The 17,816-nt window shown below is 69.0% G+C and carries 13 protein-coding genes; 10 read left to right on the forward strand and 3 right to left on the reverse strand.

Annotated elements, in window-relative coordinates:
* Positions 1-82: 82 nt before the first annotated feature.
* Genes IE209_RS26790 through IE209_RS26805 form a run of 4 tightly spaced genes read left to right on the forward strand, consistent with a single transcriptional unit; the run spans position 83 to position 4,349 of the window.
* A complete protein-coding gene (locus IE209_RS26790; RefSeq protein ID WP_189689932.1) occupies positions 83-2,146 on the forward strand; it encodes a sodium-translocating pyrophosphatase in 2,064 nt (687 codons plus the stop codon).
* A gap of 47 nt (positions 2,147-2,193) precedes the next feature.
* A complete protein-coding gene (locus IE209_RS26795; protein ID WP_189689933.1) occupies positions 2,194-2,433 on the forward strand; it encodes an AbrB/MazE/SpoVT family DNA-binding domain-containing protein in 240 nt (79 codons plus the stop codon).
* Positions 2,426-2,893: a type II toxin-antitoxin system VapC family toxin gene (locus IE209_RS26800; protein WP_189689934.1), complete on the forward strand. Its 468-nt coding sequence runs from the start codon at positions 2,426-2,428 to the stop codon at positions 2,891-2,893. Before IE209_RS26795 ends, IE209_RS26800 begins: the two co-directional genes overlap by 8 nt.
* 22 nt (positions 2,894-2,915) lie before the next feature.
* Positions 2,916-4,349 (forward strand): aldehyde dehydrogenase family protein, encoded by a 1,434-nt coding sequence (locus IE209_RS26805; protein ID WP_189689935.1) that lies wholly within the window; start codon positions 2,916-2,918, stop codon positions 4,347-4,349.
* Between the two features lie 6 nt (positions 4,350-4,355).
* Here the strand turns inward: IE209_RS26805 and IE209_RS26810 are convergent, their stop codons facing one another.
* Positions 4,356-5,252, reverse strand: coding sequence for a ZIP family metal transporter (locus IE209_RS26810; RefSeq protein ID WP_189689967.1), 897 nt, complete (start codon positions 5,250-5,252; stop codon positions 4,356-4,358).
* Between the two features lie 196 nt (positions 5,253-5,448).
* On the opposite strand from IE209_RS26810, the gene moaA reads away from it, so the two are divergent.
* Positions 5,449-6,552 (forward strand): GTP 3',8-cyclase MoaA, encoded by a 1,104-nt coding sequence (gene moaA, locus IE209_RS26815; protein WP_189689936.1) that lies wholly within the window; start codon positions 5,449-5,451, stop codon positions 6,550-6,552.
* Between the two features lie 16 nt (positions 6,553-6,568).
* Here moaA and purL read toward each other — a convergent pair whose 3' ends face one another.
* On the reverse strand, positions 6,569-10,552 hold the full coding sequence (gene purL, locus IE209_RS26820; protein ID WP_189689937.1) for a phosphoribosylformylglycinamidine synthase: 3,984 nt from the start codon (positions 10,550-10,552) through the stop codon (positions 6,569-6,571).
* 137 nt (positions 10,553-10,689) lie between these two features.
* On the opposite strand from purL, the gene map reads away from it, so the two are divergent.
* From map to IE209_RS26835, 3 genes are read left to right on the forward strand one after another with little or no spacing between them, the layout of a single operon-like run.
* Complete coding sequence (map, locus tag IE209_RS26825) at positions 10,690-11,523, forward strand: type I methionyl aminopeptidase (RefSeq protein WP_189689938.1); 834 nt, start codon at positions 10,690-10,692, stop codon at positions 11,521-11,523.
* Complete coding sequence (locus tag IE209_RS26830) at positions 11,520-14,144, forward strand: [protein-PII] uridylyltransferase (RefSeq protein ID WP_229883064.1); 2,625 nt, start codon at positions 11,520-11,522, stop codon at positions 14,142-14,144. Before map ends, IE209_RS26830 begins: the two co-directional genes overlap by 4 nt.
* Positions 14,145-14,159: 15 nt before the next feature.
* Entirely contained in the window at positions 14,160-15,155 is a 996-nt protein-coding gene (locus IE209_RS26835; RefSeq protein ID WP_189689939.1) for a formylglycine-generating enzyme family protein, read from the forward strand.
* On the opposite strand, the gene IE209_RS26840 is transcribed toward IE209_RS26835, so the two are convergent.
* Positions 15,156-15,812: a GntR family transcriptional regulator gene (locus tag IE209_RS26840; RefSeq protein ID WP_189689940.1), complete on the reverse strand. Its 657-nt coding sequence runs from the start codon at positions 15,810-15,812 to the stop codon at positions 15,156-15,158. It abuts the gene before it with no gap.
* 108 nt (positions 15,813-15,920) lie between these two features.
* On the opposite strand from IE209_RS26840, the gene IE209_RS26845 reads away from it, so the two are divergent.
* On the forward strand, positions 15,921-16,541 hold the full coding sequence (locus IE209_RS26845) for a TRAP transporter small permease (RefSeq protein WP_189689941.1): 621 nt from the start codon (positions 15,921-15,923) through the stop codon (positions 16,539-16,541).
* A 2-nt stretch (positions 16,542-16,543) separates the two neighbouring features.
* Positions 16,544-17,809, forward strand: coding sequence for a TRAP transporter large permease (locus tag IE209_RS26850; protein ID WP_189689942.1), 1,266 nt, complete (start codon positions 16,544-16,546; stop codon positions 17,807-17,809).
* Positions 17,810-17,816 lie beyond the last annotated feature (7 nt).

The raw sequence follows: 17,816 nt of genomic DNA on the forward strand, positions 1-17,816 counted from the left end.
ACGACGAGGAAGCAACGCAGCGGGGCACCGCGTGCGTTGTGCCCTTTCGAGCAACGAGAACGAGCGTGAGGAGAGACGTTTTATGAATGGCAACTCGGCGCTGATATTGGCGCTTGTCTGCGGCTTCATCGCTGTGGCTTACGGCTTCTGGGCCCGCAGTTGGATCCTGTCCAAGGACGCGGGCAATGCCCGCATGCAGGAGATCGCCGCGGCGATCCAGACCGGCGCGGCCGCCTACCTCGCACGGCAGTACAAGACCATCGCCATCGTGGGCGTGGTGCTGGCGGTGCTGATCGGGCTGTTCCTCGATGCCAAGACGGCCGTGGGCTTCGTGGTCGGTGCCGTGCTCTCGGGCGCCTGTGGTTTCATCGGCATGAACGTCTCGGTGCGCGCCAATGTGCGCACGGCACAGGCCGCCACGCAAGGCATCGGGCCGGCGCTGGACGTGGCCTTCCGCGGCGGCGCCATCACGGGCATGCTGGTGGTGGGCCTGGGCCTGTTGGGCGTCACGGCCTTCTACTGGTACCTGGCGGCCAACGGCGCGCCGGGCGTCAAGCCCAGCGAACTGCTCAACCCGCTGATCGGCTTCGCCTTCGGCTCCTCGCTGATCTCCATCTTCGCCCGGCTGGGTGGCGGCATCTTCACCAAGGGCGCCGACGTGGGCGCCGACCTGGTAGGCAAGGTCGAGGCCGGCATCCCCGAGGACGACCCGCGCAACCCGGCCGTGATCGCCGACAACGTGGGCGACAACGTGGGCGACTGCGCCGGCATGGCGGCCGACCTGTTCGAGACCTATGCCGTGACGCTGATCGCCACCATGGTGCTGGGGGCCCTGGTCGTGGCCGGCGGCGGCGCCAGCACCGTGGTCTACCCGCTCGCGCTGGGCGCGGTGTCCATCGTGGCCTCCATCATCGGCTGCTTCTTCGTCAAGGCCTCGCCGGGCATGAAGAACGTGATGCCGGCGCTGTACAAGGGCCTGGCGGTGTCGGGCGTGCTGTCGCTGGTGGCGTTTTACTTCGTGACGGCGTGGCTGATCCCCGACAACGCGATCGCCGCCGCCGGCAGCCAGATGAAGCTGTTCGGCGCGTGCACGGTGGGCCTGGTGCTGACGGCCGCGCTGGTCTGGATCACGGAGTACTACACCGGCACGCAGTACAAGCCCGTGCAGCACATCGCCCAGGCTTCCACCACGGGGCACGGCACCAACATCATCGCCGGCCTGGGCGTGTCCATGCGCTCCACGGCCTGGCCCGTGATCTTCGTCTGCATCGCGATCTGGGTCGCCTATGCGCTGGCCGGCCTGTACGGCGTGGCGGTGGCCGCCACCTCCATGCTGAGCATGGCCGGCATCGTGGTGGCGCTGGATGCCTACGGTCCCATCACCGACAACGCCGGTGGCATCGCCGAGATGTCCGAGCTGCCCTCCAGCGTGCGCGACATCACCGACCCGCTGGACGCCGTGGGCAACACCACCAAGGCCGTGACCAAGGGCTACGCCATCGGCTCAGCCGGCCTGGCCGCGCTGGTGCTGTTCGCCGACTACACGCACAAGCTGGAAGCCTACGGCAAGGTCGTCACCTTCGACCTGTCCAACCCCATGGTCATCATTGGCCTGTTCATCGGCGGGCTGATCCCCTACCTGTTCGGCGCCATGGCCATGGAGGCCGTGGGCCGCGCGGCGGGCTCGGTGGTGGTCGAGGTGCGGCGCCAGTTCCGCGAGATCCGGGGCATCATGGAAGGCACGGCCAAGCCGGAGTACGGCAAGGCGGTGGACATGCTGACCTCGGCCGCGATCAAGGAAATGATGATCCCCTCGCTGCTGCCGGTCATCGTGCCCATCCTGGTCGGCCTGCTGCTGGGCCCGGCCGCGCTGGGCGGCCTCTTGATGGGCACCATCGTGACCGGCCTGTTCGTGGCGATCTCGATGTGCACGGGCGGTGGCGCCTGGGACAACGCCAAGAAGTACATCGAGGACGGCCACCACGGCGGCAAGGGCTCGGAGACGCACAAGGCCGCCGTGACCGGCGACACCGTCGGCGATCCCTACAAGGACACGGCCGGCCCGGCTGTGAACCCGCTCATCAAGATCATCAACATCGTGGCGCTGCTGATCGTGCCGCTGGTCATGAAATTCCACGGCGGCTGATGCATGGCGTAAGATTCTTACTTGCAAAAGTAAGAATCGAGGTCGCCATGAAAATCACCAGCAAGGGGCAGGTCACGATCCCGCAGGCCGTGCGCGAACAGGCCGGCCTGCATCCCCACCACGAGGTCGAGTTCGAAGTCCGTCCCAACGGCGACGTGCTGCTGCGCCGCGTGCAGCCGCGCATGTCGCCGGTGCGCGCGGCATTCCAGGCCGTGCGGGGCAGCGCCACCGCGGCGCAGTTCAAGGGCATGGGCACCGACGAATTCATGCGTTGGCTGCGTGGCTGAACACACGCCGCGCGTCGCCGAGCCCGACGCGCGTTACCTCGCCCCACCCGCCACCCTGATCGACAGCAATGTGCTGATCGACGTTCTGGCCGACGACCCGCAATGGGCCGACTGGTCGCTCGAGCAGTTGGCCCGGCTCGGCGACGAGGCCGCCCTCGTCATCAATCCGCTGGTGCTGGCCGAGCTGAGCCCGCGCTTCGAGCGCGCCGCCGAACTGGAGGCCGCGCTGGCCGGCCTGCCGCTACGGCGCGATGCCCTGCCCTGGGATGCGGCTTTCCTGGCCGGCCAGGCCTTTCGCGCCTACCGTGCTGTGCCGGGTGCCGCCGATGGCCGCGCGCGTTCGCCGCTGCCCGACTTCTACATCGGCGCCCACGCCACGGTCGCCGGTTTGCGTCTGCTCACACGCGATGCCAGGCGTTACCGCCACTACTTCCCTCGGCTCGACATCATCTGCCCCTGATCCGTTTCTCGCTCCAGACGCCATGCCCCTGAACTACATCGCCAACGCCTTCGTCCCCTCCTCGTCCGGCCGCACCATCCCGATGATCGACCCGTCCGACGGCCAGCCCTTCGACGAGATCCAGCGCAGCAATGCGCAGGACATCGATGCCGCCGTCCGCGCGGCCCGCCAGTGCTACGACGGGGTCTGGTCCAAGCTGGCGGCGGCCGAACGCAGCCGGCTGCTGATGCGGCTGGCCGAGAAGATCGCCGAGCATGGCGAGGAACTCGCGGCGCTCGAGCAGCGCGATTGCGGCAAGCCGACCAAGCAGGCGCGCGCCGACGCCATCGCGCTGGTGCGCTATTTCGAGTTCTATGCCGGTGCCTGCGACAAGCTGCACGGCGAGACGATTCCCTACCAGAACGGCTACAGCGTCTTCACCTGGCGCGAGCCGCACGGCGTGACCGGGCACATCGTGCCCTGGAACTACCCCATGCAGATCTTCGGCCGCTGCGTCGGCGGCGCGCTGGCGGCGGGCAACGTCTGCGTGGTCAAACCCTCGGAGGACGCCTGTTTGTCGCTGCTGCGCGTGGCCGAACTGGCGGCCGAGGCCGGCTTTCCGGCCGGCGCCATCAACATCGTGACCGGCTACGGCCACGAGGTCGGCGACGCACTGGCGCGCCATCCCGGCATCGACCACCTCAGCTTCACAGGCAGCCCCAAGGTCGGCACGCTGATCCAGCAAGCGGCCGCCGAGCGGCACTGCCCGGTCACGCTGGAACTGGGCGGCAAGAGCCCGCAGATCGTGTTCGCCGATGCCGATCTGGACCAGGCGATCCCGGCCATCGTCAACGCCATCGTGCAGAACGCGGGGCAGACCTGCTCGGCCGGCTCGCGCCTGCTGGTCGAGCAGTCGATCTACGAGCCGCTGCTCGAGCGCCTGGCGACCGTGTTCGAAGACCTGCGCGTGGGCCCTGCGTCGATGGACCTGGACCTGGGCCCGCTGATCCGCGCCACGCAGCAGCAGCGCGTGTGGGACTTCCTGTCCGACGCCCATTCGGCCGACATTCCCATCGTGGCCCAGGGCCGCGTGGTCGAGGAAGCGCCCGAGACCGGCTATTACCAGGCGCCCACGCTGCTGCGCGACGTGCCCGTGCAGCACCGGCTGGCGCAGGAAGAGGTCTTCGGCCCGGTGCTGGCCTCCATGGCATTCCGCGACGAGGAACACGCCGTCGAACTGGCCAATGCCACCCAGTTCGGCCTCGTGGCCGGCGTCTGGACGCGCGACGGCGCACGCCAGTTCCGCATGGCGCGCAACGTGCGCAGCGGCCAGGTGTTCATCAACAACTACGGTGCCGGCGGCGGCGTGGAATTGCCTTTCGGTGGCGTCAAGAGCTCCGGCCATGGCCGCGAAAAGGGTTTCGAGGCGCTGTACGGCTTCACCGTGCTGAAGACCGTGGCCGTGCGCCACGGCTGAAGCGGCTCAACCCAGGGCCGTGTCCAGCAGCATCATGAGCACGAAGCCCAGCATCAGCCCGCCCGTGGCCCAGGCCTCGTGGCCCTTGCGGTGCGACTCGGGAATGATCTCGTGGCTGATGACGAACAGCATGGCGCCGGCCGCGAAGCCCAGGCCCCATGGCAGCAGCGCGGCCGAGTAGCTGATGACGGCCGCGCCCAGCACGGCACCGACGGGCTCGATCAATCCGGACGCCATGCCCAGGCCGACGGCCACGCTGCGCCGGTAGCCCGCCGCCAGCAGCGCCACGGCGACCACCAGGCCCTCGGGCACGTCCTGGATCGCGATGCCGGTGGCCAGCGCGCCGGCCCGCATCGGGTCGGTGCCGGCAAAGCCGACGCCGATCGCCAATCCCTCGGGCAGGTTGTGCAAGGCGATCGCGAAGACGAACAGCCAGGTGCGCTTGAGCGTGCGGGCTTCAGGCCCCTCCTTGCCCTTGATGAAGTGCTCGTGCGGCAACCAGCGCTCCAGCGCGAGCAGCACGATGCCGCCGAGCAGGATGGCAGCGCCCACCGTCATGCCCGCACGCCAGGGCCCGGCGCCGCCCGCGTTGGCGGCGGCCACGCCGGGAATGACCAAGGAGAACGCGCAGGCCGCCAGCATGACGCCTGCGCCGAAGCCGAACAGCGTGTCCTGCGCCCGGTCCGAGAGGCGCTGCGACAACAGCACCGGCACCGTGCCCAGGGCCGTGGCCAGCGCCGCCAGCGCTCCGGCCTGCAGGGCCGCGGTCAGCACCGGGTCGGCCAGGATGCGCTGGAACAAGTGCACGCCGGGCAAGGCCACGCCGGCCAGCAGGATGGCCCACCCTAGCAACCTGCGCCAGAGCACACGGCTTTGGCGGGGCGCGGCTGCGCCGCGCGACATGGCGGACCGCCAGGGCGACAGCGGGTCGCCACCGGTCGTTCGAGAAGTGAGGGGTTCGACGTCCACGCGCATGCCTCCAACTGGGGTGCGCCCTTTGCGTGGACCATGCGTACTCGGGCACCCAGATGATAATGACTCGCAATACCCTTGTCCACACGCGGGCCGACTCCCACGCAGGCTGCTGCACAATCCCGGGATGGTCCGCCGCGTCATCCCCCTCGTTGCCCAGACCGCGCCCCTGCCGGTGCCGATGCATGCCGTGGGCGAGGCGCCCGGCCCGCTGCACGACCAGCTGCAGCGCCCGCTGCGCGACCTGCGTATCAGCGTGACCGACCGCTGCAACTTCCGCTGCAGCTACTGCATGCCCAAGGAAGTCTTCAACAAGGACTACCCCTACCTGCCCCACAGTGCGCTGCTGAGCTTCGAGGAGATCGCCCGGCTGGCCCGGCTGTTCGTGGCCCAGGGTGTGCGCAAGATCCGCCTGACCGGCGGCGAGCCGCTGCTGCGCAAGAACATCGAGGTGCTGGTGGCGCAACTCGCCGCGCTGCGCACGCCCGACGGTGCGCCGCTGGACCTGACGCTCACGACCAACGGCTCATTGCTGGCGCGCAAGGCCGCCAGCCTCAAGGCGGCCGGGCTGAACCGCGTGACCGTGAGCCTGGACGGGCTGGACGACACCGTGTTCCGGCGCATGAACGACGTGGACTTCCCGGTCGCCGACGTGCTGCACGGCATCGACGCCGCTCAGCGGGCCGGGCTGGGCCCGATCAAGGTCAACATGGTCGTCAAGCGCGGCACGAACGAGCAGGAGATCGTGCCCATGGCCCGGCACTTCCGCGGCACGGGCGTGGTGCTGCGCTTCATCGAGTACATGGACGTGGGCGCCACCAACGGCTGGCGCATGGACGAGGTGCTGCCCTCGGCCGAGGTCGTGCAGCGCCTGTCGGCCGAGTTGCCGCTGGTGGCGCTTGACCCTTCTGCGCCCGGCGAGACGGCCGAGCGCTGGGGCTATGCCGACGGCTCGGGCGAGATCGGCGTGATCAGCAGCGTCACCCAGGCCTTTTGCCACGACTGCAACCGGGCCCGCCTGTCGACCGAAGGCCAGGTCTACCTGTGCCTGTTCGCGAGCCGCGGCCACGACCTGCGCGGCCTGCTGCGCGGCGGGGCGTCGGACGCGGACATCACGCAGGCCATCGCCGGCATCTGGCAGCAGCGCAGCGACCGCTATTCGCAGCTGCGCGGTGCCGGCATGCTGGCACCGCGCGAGAAGCGCATCGAGATGAGCTACATCGGCGGCTGAACCGCCGTCGCTGCGCTCAACCCACCCAGCGCCGCGCGTTGTGCCACAGCTCCATCCAGGGGCTCATGGCGCTCTTGTCGCCCGACGTCCAGCTCATCTGGATGTTGCGGAACACGCGCTCGGGGTGCGGCATCATGGCCGTGAAGCGGCCGTCCGCCGTGGTCACGGCCGTGAGGCCTCCCGGGCTGCCGTTGGGGTTGAACGGATAGGCCTCGGTCGGCTGGCCATGGTGGTCGGTGAAGCGCATGGCCGCGATGGCCCTGGCTGCATTGCCGCGCCGCGAAAAGTTCGCGAAACCCTCGCCGTGCGCCACCGCGATCGGCAGCCGGCTGCCGGCCATGCCCTTGAAGAACAGGCTGGGGGACTCCAGCACCTCCACCTGCGACAGGCGCGCCTCGAAGCGCTCGCTGCGGTTGGCCGTGAAGCGCGGCCAGTCCTGCGCGCCCGGGATGATGTCGGCCAGCTCGGCGAACATCTGGCAGCCATTGCACACGCCCAGGCCGAAGGTGTCGCCGCGGCCGAAGAAGGCCTGGAACTGGGCCGACAGGCGCTCGTGGAAGGTGATGGAACGCGCCCAGCCGATGCCGGCGCCCAGCGTGTCGCCATAGCTGAAGCCGCCGCAGGCCACCACGCCCTGGAAGTCGGCCAGATCGAAACGGCCGGCCTGCAGGTCGGTCATGTGCACGTCGAAGGCTTCGAAGCCCGCCTGCGTGAAGGCATAGGCCATCTCCACATGGGAGTTGACGCCCTGCTCGCGCAGCACGGCGACCCTGGGCCGGCGCTGCAGCAATGCCGGCGCCACGGCCTGCGTCGGCGTGAAGCGCAGGGCGACCTGCAGGCCCGGATCCTCGGCCGCGCCAGCGGCCGTATGCTCGGCATCGGCGCCGGCCGGGTTGTCGCGCTGCTGGCAGATCTTCCAGCTCACGCTGTCCCAGACCTGGTGCAGGTCCGACAGCTTGGCAGAGAACACCGACTTGGTGTCGCGCCAGACCTGGACCTCGCCCACGCCCACCTCGATCGCGCCGCCCGCGGGCCGCGTCTTGCCGATGAAGTGGCTCCACTTGGACAGGCCGTGTGCGCGCAGCACCTGCATGACCTCGTTGCGCTCGGCCGTGCGCACCTGCAGCACCACGCCCAGCTCCTCGCTGAACAAGGCCTTGAGCGTCAGCTCTTCGCGGCGTGCCGAGACCTGGGTCGCCCAGTTCTTGGCGTCGCCGTATTCGGCGCGGCTGTCGCTGATGCCGTCGCCTTCGGTCACCAGCAGGTCGACATTGAGCGCCACGCCCACATGGCCTGCAAAGGCCATCTCGCAGACCGTTGCCAGCAGCCCGCCGTCGCTGCGGTCGTGGTAGGCCAGGATGCGGCCCTGGGCGCGCAGTTCATTGACCGCGTTGACCAGGTTCACGAGGTCCTGCGCTTCGTCCAGGTCCGGTGCGGCATCGCCCACCTGGCCCAGCGTCTGCGCCAGGATGCTGCCACCCATGCGGTGCTTTCCGCGGCCCAGGTCGATCAGCACCAGCGTGCTGTCGGCCTCCGTGGCGTCGAGTTGCGGCGTCAGCGTGCCGCGCACGTCGGCCAGCGTCGCGAAGGCCGAGACGATCAGGCTCACGGGTGCGCTGACCTGCTTCTTCTCGCCGCCGTCCTGCCACTGCGTGCGCATGGACAGCGAATCCTTGCCGACCGGGATGGAAATGCCCAGGGCCGGGCACAGCGCCATGCCGACGGCTTTGACCGTCTCGTACAGCGCGGCGTCTTCGCCCGGCTGCCCACAGGCCGCCATCCAGTTGGCCGACAGCTTCACGCGCGGCAACTCGATGGGTGCAGCGAGCAGGTTGGTGATGGCTTCGGCCACGGCCATGCGGCCCGACGCCGGCGCGTCGATGACCGCCAGCGGCGTGCGCTCGCCCATGGACATGGCCTCGCCCGCGAAGCCGGCATAGTCGGCCAGCGTCACGGCGCAGTCGGCCACCGGTACCTGCCAGGGGCCGACCATCTGGTCGCGGTGCGACAGGCCACCCACGGTGCGGTCACCGATCGTGATCAGGAAGCGCTTGGAGGCCACGGTCGGGTGCGCCAGCACGTCGATCACGGCCTTCTGCAGCTCCACACCGTTCAGGTCCAGCGGCGCGAACCGGCGCGCCACCGTCTCGACGACGCGGTGCATCTTGGGCGGCTTGCCCAGCAGCACTTCCATGGGCATGTCGACCGGGTTGTCCTCGGCCGCCAGCACCAACTGGCGCTCCTCGGTGGCCCGTCCGACCACGGCGAACGGGCAGCGCTCACGTGCGCAGAAGGCCGCGAAGCGGTCCAGCGACTCGGGTGCAATGGCCAGCACATAGCGCTCCTGGCTCTCGTTGCACCAGATCTCCTTGGGCGCCATGCCCGACTCCTCGAGCGGCACGGCCGACAGCTCGAAGCGCGCGCCGCGGCCCGCGTCGTTGGTCAGCTCGGGGAAGGCATTGGACAGACCGCCCGCGCCCACATCGTGGATGGCCAGGATGGGGTTGTCTGAGCCCTGCTCCCAGCAACGGTTGATGACCTCCTGCGCCCGGCGCTCGATTTCGGGGTTGCCGCGCTGTACCGAGTCGAAGTCGAGCTCGGCCGCATTGGCGCCCGTGGCCATGGAACTGGCGGCGCTGCCGCCCATGCCGATGCGCATGCCCGGGCCGCCCAGCTGGATCAGCAGCGCGCCGGCCGGGAACGCGATCTTTTTCGTCTGCTCGGCCGCGATGGAACCCAGGCCGCCCGCGATCATGATGGGCTTGTGGTAACCGCGGCGCTGGCTGTCCACGTCGGAGGCCGCGGTCTGCTCGTACTCGCGGAAGTAGCCCAGCAGGTTGGGCCGGCCGAACTCGTTGTTGAAGGCCGCGCCGCCCAGCGGGCCCTCGGTCATGATCTGCAAGGCGCTCGCGATGTGGGCCGGCTTGCCGTAGGCCGCGTCGGCAGCGTCGGGCCAGAGCTTGGAAACCGTGAAGCCGGTCAGGCCGGCCTTGGGTCGGGAGCCACGGCCCGTGGCGCCCTCGTCGCGGATCTCGCCGCCCGCGCCCGTGGACGCGCCCGGGAACGGCGAGATGGCGGTCGGGTGGTTGTGCGTCTCCACCTTCATGAGCACATGGTGCAGTGCCTGCTGGCCCGCGTAGCCGCCGCCCTCGCCCGCTACGAAGCGCTCGACCTGGCCGCCCTCCATGACCGAGGCGTTGTCGGCATAGGCGGTCACGGTGTGCTGCGGCGCCAGCTGGTGGGTGTTGCGGATCATGCCGAACAGGCTCAGCGCCTGGTCCTGGCCGTCGATCGTGAACTTGGCGTTGAAGATCTTGTGGCGGCAGTGCTCGCTGTTGGCCTGCGCGAACATCATGAGTTCCACGTCGGTCGGGTTGCGGCCGAGCCGGGTGAAGGCGTCCAGCAGGTAGTCGATCTCGTCGCTGGCCAGGGCCAGGCCGAATTCGCGGTTGGCCGTCTCCAGCGCCGTGCGGCCGCCGCCCAGCACGTCGACGCGGGCCATGGGCGCGGCCTGCAGCGTGGCGAACAGGCCTTCGGCCTGCTGCCGGTCGGCCAGCAGGCTTTCGGTCATGCGGTCGTGCAACAGGTCGCCGACGGCCAGCAACTGCTCTGCGCTCAACTGCGGTTTGCCGCCCAGCAGACCGGCCTTGAGCACCAGCCGGTACTCGGTGATGCGCTCCACGCGGCGCACGGGCAGGCCGCAGTTGTGGGCGATGTCGGTGGCCTTGGACGCCCAGGGCGAAACCGTGCCCAGGCGCGGCGTGACCACCAGCACCGGGCCGTCCGTGGGGCCCTGGTACGGATCGCCATAGTCCAGCAGCGCGGCCAGACGCTCGGCGGCGGCCGGCTCCAAGGGTGCGTCGGCCAGCACCAGGTGCACATGGCGCGCCGCCAGGCCCGTGATCTTGTCGTGGACCGCCTGCAGGCGGGGGAGCAGTTGCTGGACGCGGAAGTCGCTCAGGGCGTTGCCGCCTTCGAGCTGGATCGGGTGCGAGGTCACGTTGTGGCGGCCTGTGGGTGGTGGGCGGGCGGGCCGGGCAAGCGCTGACTGGGCTTGGTGGCCCGCCTGGGGCGGGGAAAGCCCGCAATTTTAGCGGCGCCGGACAATGGAAAACCCGAGTGGGATAATTCGGCCCCATGAGCATCACCATCAAAGACGCCGCCGGGATCGCGGGCATGCGCGAAGCCTGCCGTCTGGCGTCCGAAGTCCTCGACTACCTGACGCCGCACATCGCGGCCGGCGTCACCACCAAGGAAATCGACCGGCTCGCCCATGACTACATGGTCAACGTGCAGGGCACGCGTTCGGCCACCGTGGGCTACCAGCCGCCCGGCTATCCGCCCTACCCGGCCGCGCTGTGCACCTCGCTGAACCACGTGGTCTGCCACGGCATCCCGAACGAGAAGCCGCTCAAAAAGGGCGACATCATGAACGTCGATGTCACCGTGATCACCAAGGACGGCTGGTACGGCGACAACAGCCGCATGTACATCATCGGCGAAGGCTCGATCGCTGCGCGCCGGCTGGTGCAGGTCACGTACGAGGCCATGTGGCACGGCATCGTCAAGGTCAGGCCCGGCGCGCGCCTGGGCGACATCGGCCACGCCATCCAGAAGTTCGCCGAGGGCCAGGGCTACTCGGTGGTGCGCGAGTTCTGCGGCCACGGCATCGGCCAGCGCTTCCACGAAGAGCCGCAGGTGCTGCACTACGGCCGCCCCGGCACCATGGAGGTGCTGGAGCCCGGCATGACCTTCACGATCGAGCCCATGATCAACGCCGGCCGGCGCGAGATCAAGGACGGCCCCGAGAAGGACGGCTGGACCATCGTGACCAAGGACCATTCGCTGTCGGCCCAGTGGGAGCACACCGTGCTCGTGACCGAAACCGGCTACGAGGTGCTGACCCTGTCGGCCGGCAGCCTGGCGCCGCCGGCCTTCGTGCAGCCCCAATCGAGCACCGCCGCCGCTTGAGCAGCCTGCCCGCCCCCTGCGGTGTCGCACCGGCGGTTGATCTGCCGACCCTGCGCGCCCACTACCAGCAGCGCAAGAACGCGCTGCTGCAGACGCTGCGCGACTGCGGCGCCAGCACGCGCAATCTGCACGGGGTGCTGCTGCAGCTGGGGCGGCTGGCCGACGAGACCCTGTGCCAGCTCTGGCAGCGTGCCGACATGCCGGCCTCCTGTGCGCTGCTGGCCGTGGGCGGCTTCGGTCGCGGCGAGCTGTTCCCGCATTCCGATGTCGACGTGCTGATGCTGCTGCCCGAGGCCGAGTCGCCCGAACAGGACGCCGGCCTCAAGGCGCGCATCGAGGGGTTCATCGGCAGTTGCTGGGACGCGGGCCTGGAGATCGGCTCCTCGGTGCGCAACATCCGCGAATGCCTGGCCGAGGCCGAGAAGGACGTGACGGTGCAGACCTCGCTGCTGGAAGCGCGGCTGATCGCCGGCCATGCGGCCCTGTTCACGCTGTTCAGCAACCAGTTCCGCAAGGCCCTCGATCCGCAGGCCTTCCTGGTCGCCAAGACGCTGGAGATGCGCCAGCGCCACAACAAGTTCGACAACACGCCCTATGCGCTGGAGCCCAATTGCAAGGAGTCGCCAGGCGGACTGCGCGACCTGCAGCTGATCCTGTGGATCACCAAGGCCGCCGGCCTGGGCAACAGCTGGGACGAGCTGGCCCGCACCGGCCTGGCCACGCCGCACGAGGCGCGCCAGATCAAGCGCAACGAGGCGCTGCTGAGCCTGATCCGAGCGCGGCTGCACCTGATCGCCGGCCGACGTGAAGACCGCCTGGTGTTCGACCTGCAGACCGCCGTGGCCGAATCCTTCGGCTGGCGCAACGACAGCGCGGTGCGTGCCAGCGAGCAGCTGATGCGCCACTACTACTGGGCCGCTAAGGCGGTCACCCAGCTCAACCAGGTCCTCTTGCTCAACATCGAGGAGCGGCTGAACCCCACGACGCACGCGCTGCGACCGATCAACGAACGCTTCTTCGAGAAGGCCGGCATGATCGAGGTCGCCAGCGACGACCTGTACCACCGCAACCCGCACGCCATCCTCGAGACCTTTCTGCTGTACGAGAGCACGGTCGGCATCCGCGGCCTGTCGGCGCGCACGCTGCGCGCGCTGTACAACGCACGCTCGCTGATGACGGCGCGCTTTCGCAACGACCCCGTCAACCGCGAAACCTTCCGCCGCATCCTGATGCAGCCGGCCGGCATCACGCACGCCATCCGGCTCATGAACCAGACCTCGGTGCTGGGCCGCTACCTGTGGGTGTTCCGCAAGATCGTGGGCCAGATGCAGCACGACCTGTTCCACGTCTACACGGTGGACCAGCACATCCTGATGGTGCTGCGCAACGTGCGGCGCTTCTTCATGGCCGAGCATGCACACGAGTACCCGTTCTGCTCGCAGCTGGCGGCCGGCTGGGACAAGCCCTGGATCCTGTACATCGCCGCGCTGTTCCACGACATCGCCAAGGGCCGCGGCGGCGACCATTCCGAACTCGGCGCGCGCGACGTGCGGCGCTTCTGCCTGCAGCACGGCATCGGCCGGCAGGACAGCAAGCTCATCGAGTTCCTGGTGGAGGAACACCTCACGCTGTCGCGCGTGGCGCAGAAGGCCGACCTGTCCGACCCCGACGTGATCGCCAGCTTTGCCAAGCGCGTGGGCAACGAGCGCTACCTCACGGCCCTGTACCTCTTGACCGTGGCCGACATCCGCGGCACCTCGCCCAAGGTCTGGAACGCCTGGAAGGGCAAGCTGCTCGAAGACCTGTATCGCTACACGCTGCGCGTGCTGGGCGGCCGCGCGCCCGACCCGGATGCCGAGATCGAGGCGCGCAAGCGCGAGGCCCTGACGCAGCTGGCCCTGCATGCCGAGCCCTTCGAATCGCACAAGCAGCTGTGGTCCACGCTGGACGTGAGCTACTTCATGCGCCACGAGGCCGGCGACATCGCCTGGCATGCGCGCCAGATCGCGCGCCATTTGGGCCCCGAGGGCCTGGACCCGGACCAGCCGGCGCTGGTGCGCGCACGCCGCTCGCCGGTCGGCGAAGGGCTGCAGGTGATGGTCTACACGGCCGATCGGGCCGACTTGTTCGCGCGCATCTGCGGCTACTTCGACCACGCGGGCTTTTCCATCGTCGACGCCAAGGTGCACACGGCCAAGAACGGCTATGCGCTGGACACCTTCCAGGTCGTCACCTCCATGCTGCCCGAGCACTACCAGGAGCTCATGCACATGGTGGAGGCCGACCTGGCCCTGGCCCTGGCCGCGGCGGGGCCGCTGCCCACGCCGGGCCGCGGCCGCGTGTCGCGCCGCGTCAAGAGCTTCCCGATCGCCCCGCGCGTGGATCTGCAGCCCGACGAAAAGGCCCAGCGCTGGCTGCTGTCGATCTCGGCCAGCGACCGGCCCGGCCTGCTGTACCTCGTGGCCCGCGTGCTGGCACGCAACGAGATCAGCGTGCAACTGGCCAAGATCTCCACGCTGGGCGAGCGCGTGGAAGACACCTTCCTGGTCCAGGGCCCGGCGCTGCAGCAGAACCGGCTGCAGATCGCCGTCGAGACAGAGCTGCTGGAAGCGCTGGCCTGAAGGCCGAGATCCAGGATGCCGCCATCAGCTTCCTGGATCGGTCCTTCGGCACTGGCGCTGCTGCTCGGCGGCTGCGCCGCACCGCCTCCGACCGGTGGAGCCAGGCCGGTCAACACGCTGGGCATGGTATTCGTGCGCATCCCGGCCGGCAGCTTTCGCATGGGCACGGCGGCGTCGGTCGAGGAACTCCAGGCGCTCTATCCCCAGGCCGACGCGGGCCGCCTGCGTGGCCTGGACGATGAACGGCCAGCGCACACCGTGCGCATCACACGGCCGTTCTACCTGGGGCAGCACGAGGTCACGGTCGGCCAGTTCCGGGCGTTCCTCGCGCGCTCGGGCTACGTGCCTGAATCCATCGCCGACGGCACGGGCGGCTACGGCTGGAACCCGGCCTACGATCCTGCCACCACGGTGCGCGGCGACGCCTTCGAGGGCCGCGCACCGCGCTACTCCTGGCGCGACCCGGGTTTCGCGCAGGGCGACGACCATCCCGTCGTCAACGTGACCTGGAACGATGCCCAGGCGCTCGCCCAGTGGCTCTCGCGCACCGAGGGGCAGCGCTACCGGCTGCCGACCGAGGCCGAATGGGAATACGCCTGCCGCGCCGGCCAGCAGGGCGCCGAGCCGCCCCCCGCCGCGCTGCAGGGCCATGCCAACGTGTTCGACCGCGACGCGGCCGTGCATTGGCCGCGCTGGGCCGAGCAGGCCTTCCCGTTCCGTGACGGCTTTGCCTTCACCGCCCCCGTGGGCAGCTTCGCGCCCAATGCCTTCGGCGTGCACGACATGCTGGGCAACGTCTGGGAATGGACTGCCGACTGGCATGCAGACGACTACTATGCCCACGCGCCCGCGGACGATCCGCAGGGACCCGCCAATGGCGAGGTCAAGGTGCGCCGCGGTGGCTCCTGGCACACCTGGCCGCTCTATGCGCGCTGCGGTTTCCGCAACTGGAACACGCCCCAGACACGCTACACGCTGGTCGGCATCCGGCTGGTGCGCGAGGCACCGTGATCAGTTGTCGATCACGCGCCGCGTGAAGGCCTCCAGGTAGTCCATCAGCGCATCGGCGCCCTGCACGGCCTGCGCCTCGCTGCCCTTGGCGATGCCGCTGGCCAGCAGTGCATGGCAACGCGCGCCCTCGGCGATCTCGCCCGCATGCTGGTAGGCATACCAGAAGCGCCGGCACTGCGTGACCAATGGCACCACGGCCGTGACGGCCGAGGCGTTGCGGCTGGCGGCATGGTTGGCGGCGTCCAGATCGTGGTCGGCGCGCATGTAGGCCTTGAGGTCGTCGCGCGCAGCGGCAGCCACCATGCGCTCGGCGCAGTCGGCGATCTGCTGGCGCTCGGCCGCGTTGGCGCGGCGCGCCGAACAGGAGGCGATCACGCGTTCGAGCACGCGCCGCGTCAGGATGGCGTCCAGGTGGTTGGCCAGGTCGATCGGCGAGACCAGCAGGCCGCGCCGCGGCTGCTGCACGATCAGCCCGATCGACATCAGCCGCATCAGCGCCTCGCGCACGGGCGTGCGGCCCAGGCCGATGCGCTCGGAGATCTCGGCCTCCACGATGGGGCCACCCGGCGGCAGGCCCAGGGTGGAGATCATGGCCTCGATGGCTTCGTAGGCGATGTCGGCATCGCGCCGCTTGGGCGCCGCGCCCTTCTTCAGCATCACGTCAGATCCTCAGGGTAAGCACGGACGATAACCCGTGGCACCAAGCTTGCTTTGCACTCTAGCATACGGCTAATATATTTTAAATATTCCAAAGGAGTACCCAAGATGCAGCAGCCCGCCCCACCCCGGCGCAACGCATGGTCCAGTCTGGTGCTCGATGCCTCCGGCGCGGTGCTGCGCCTGGAGCGTTGGTTGATCCTGGTCCTGATGGCCTTGCTCATGCTGCTGATCCTCGTCAACGTGGCCACGCGCTACACGGGCATGCCGATCTACTGGATCGACGAGGCGGCGGTCTACTCCGTGGTCTGGCTGACCTTCGTGGGCGGCTCGGCCATGACGCGGCTGCGCATGGATTTCGCCGTCACACTGCTGACCGACAAGCTCGGCGCCGGCGCGGCCCGCGTCTTCAAGCTCGCGGCCGGTGCCGGCGTGCTGGTGTTCGGCATCGCCATGCTCTGGATGTGCTGGATCTGGATGGACCCGGTGGGCATCGCGCGGGCCGGTTTCGACGCCAAGGCGTTCGCCGCCAGCTCGTTCAATTTCCTCTACACCGAGCGCACGCAGACGCTGAACTGGCCGACCTGGGCCCTGCAGACCATCCTGCCGCTGTTCGCGTTGACGCTGAGCCTGCACGCCGCAGCCAACCTGGTCGAGGACCTGGGCTGGCAGCCCAAACGCCGCCATGCCGGCTTCCCCGTCTCCGACGCCGAAGCCGTGGTGAACTGAACATGCTCACCAGCCTGTTCTTCCTGGCCATCCTGTTCGTGGGCGTGCCCATCGGCATCTGCCTGTGCCTGGCCGGCATGTTCTACATCTGGGACAGCGGCAACCCGCTGCTGTTCCAGTCCTTCCCGATGCAGATGTTCGGCGGTGTCGACAGCTACGGCCTGATCGCGATCCCGCTGTTCATCCTGATCGGCGAGATCATGAACGGCGGCGGCATCACGCGCCGGCTCGTGGAGCTGTCCATGGCCTTCGTCGGCGCCGTCAAGGGCGGCCTGGCCTACGTCAACACCCTGGCCAACGCGCTGGTCTCGTCCATCATCGGCTCGGCCACGGCCCAGGTGGCCATCATGTCGCAGATCATGGTGCCGGAGATGGAGAAGCAAGGCTACGACCGGACCTTCGCGGCCGGCGTCACGGTCTACGGCGGCATGCTGGGCCCCATCATCCCGCCTTCGGTCATGTTCGTGGTCTACAGCGTGCTGGCCCAGGTGGCCGTGGGCGACATGCTGATCGCGGGCATCCTGCCCGGCATCCTGCTCACGGTGATGTTCTTCGTCGTGATCGCGCTGATGGGCCTCATTTACGAGTACCCGCGCAGCGAGCGCCGCACACTGCGCCAGCGTGCTCGATCGGTGCTGGTGTGCAGCCCCACGCTGCTGATTCCCGTCGTGATCGTGGGCTCCATCCTCTCGGGCCTGGCCAATCCGACCGAGGCTGCGGCCGTGGGCGCCGTCGCGTCCGCACTGGTCGGCCGCTACATCACCAAGGAATTTCGCTTCAGCCAGATCCCCGAGATGCTGGTGCGCGCAGGCATCTACTCGGCCATCGTGCTGTTCCTGGTGGCGGCCGCCGCGGTGTTCTCGTGGATCCTGATCTTCGGCAAGGTGCCGCAGGCCACGGCGGCCTGGGTGCAGACCGTGGCCAGGGACCCGGTCACCTTCCTGCTGTTGTCCAACGTGATCCTGCTGGTCATCGGCACCGTGATCGATGGCATTCCCGGCCTGATCATGACCGTGCCCATCCTGCTGCCGATCGCCACCGAGGTCTACGGCATCGACCCGCGCCACTTCGGCGTGGTGGTGGTCGTCAACCTCGTGCTGGGCCTGATGTCCCCGCCCGTGGGGCTGAGCTTCTTCGTCGCCGCCGCCGTGACCGGGGCCAAGCCCGGAAAGATGTTCGTCGTGACGCTGCCGTTCTTCCTGGTCTGCTGCGTGGCGCTGGTGCTGTTGTCGATCTTCCCCTGGCTGTCGCTGGGGCTCATCAAGTAGCTTTTCT

The organism is Pseudorhodoferax aquiterrae (genome assembly GCF_014652235.1).
Classification (GTDB): domain Bacteria; phylum Pseudomonadota; class Gammaproteobacteria; order Burkholderiales; family Burkholderiaceae_C; genus Pseudorhodoferax; species Pseudorhodoferax aquiterrae.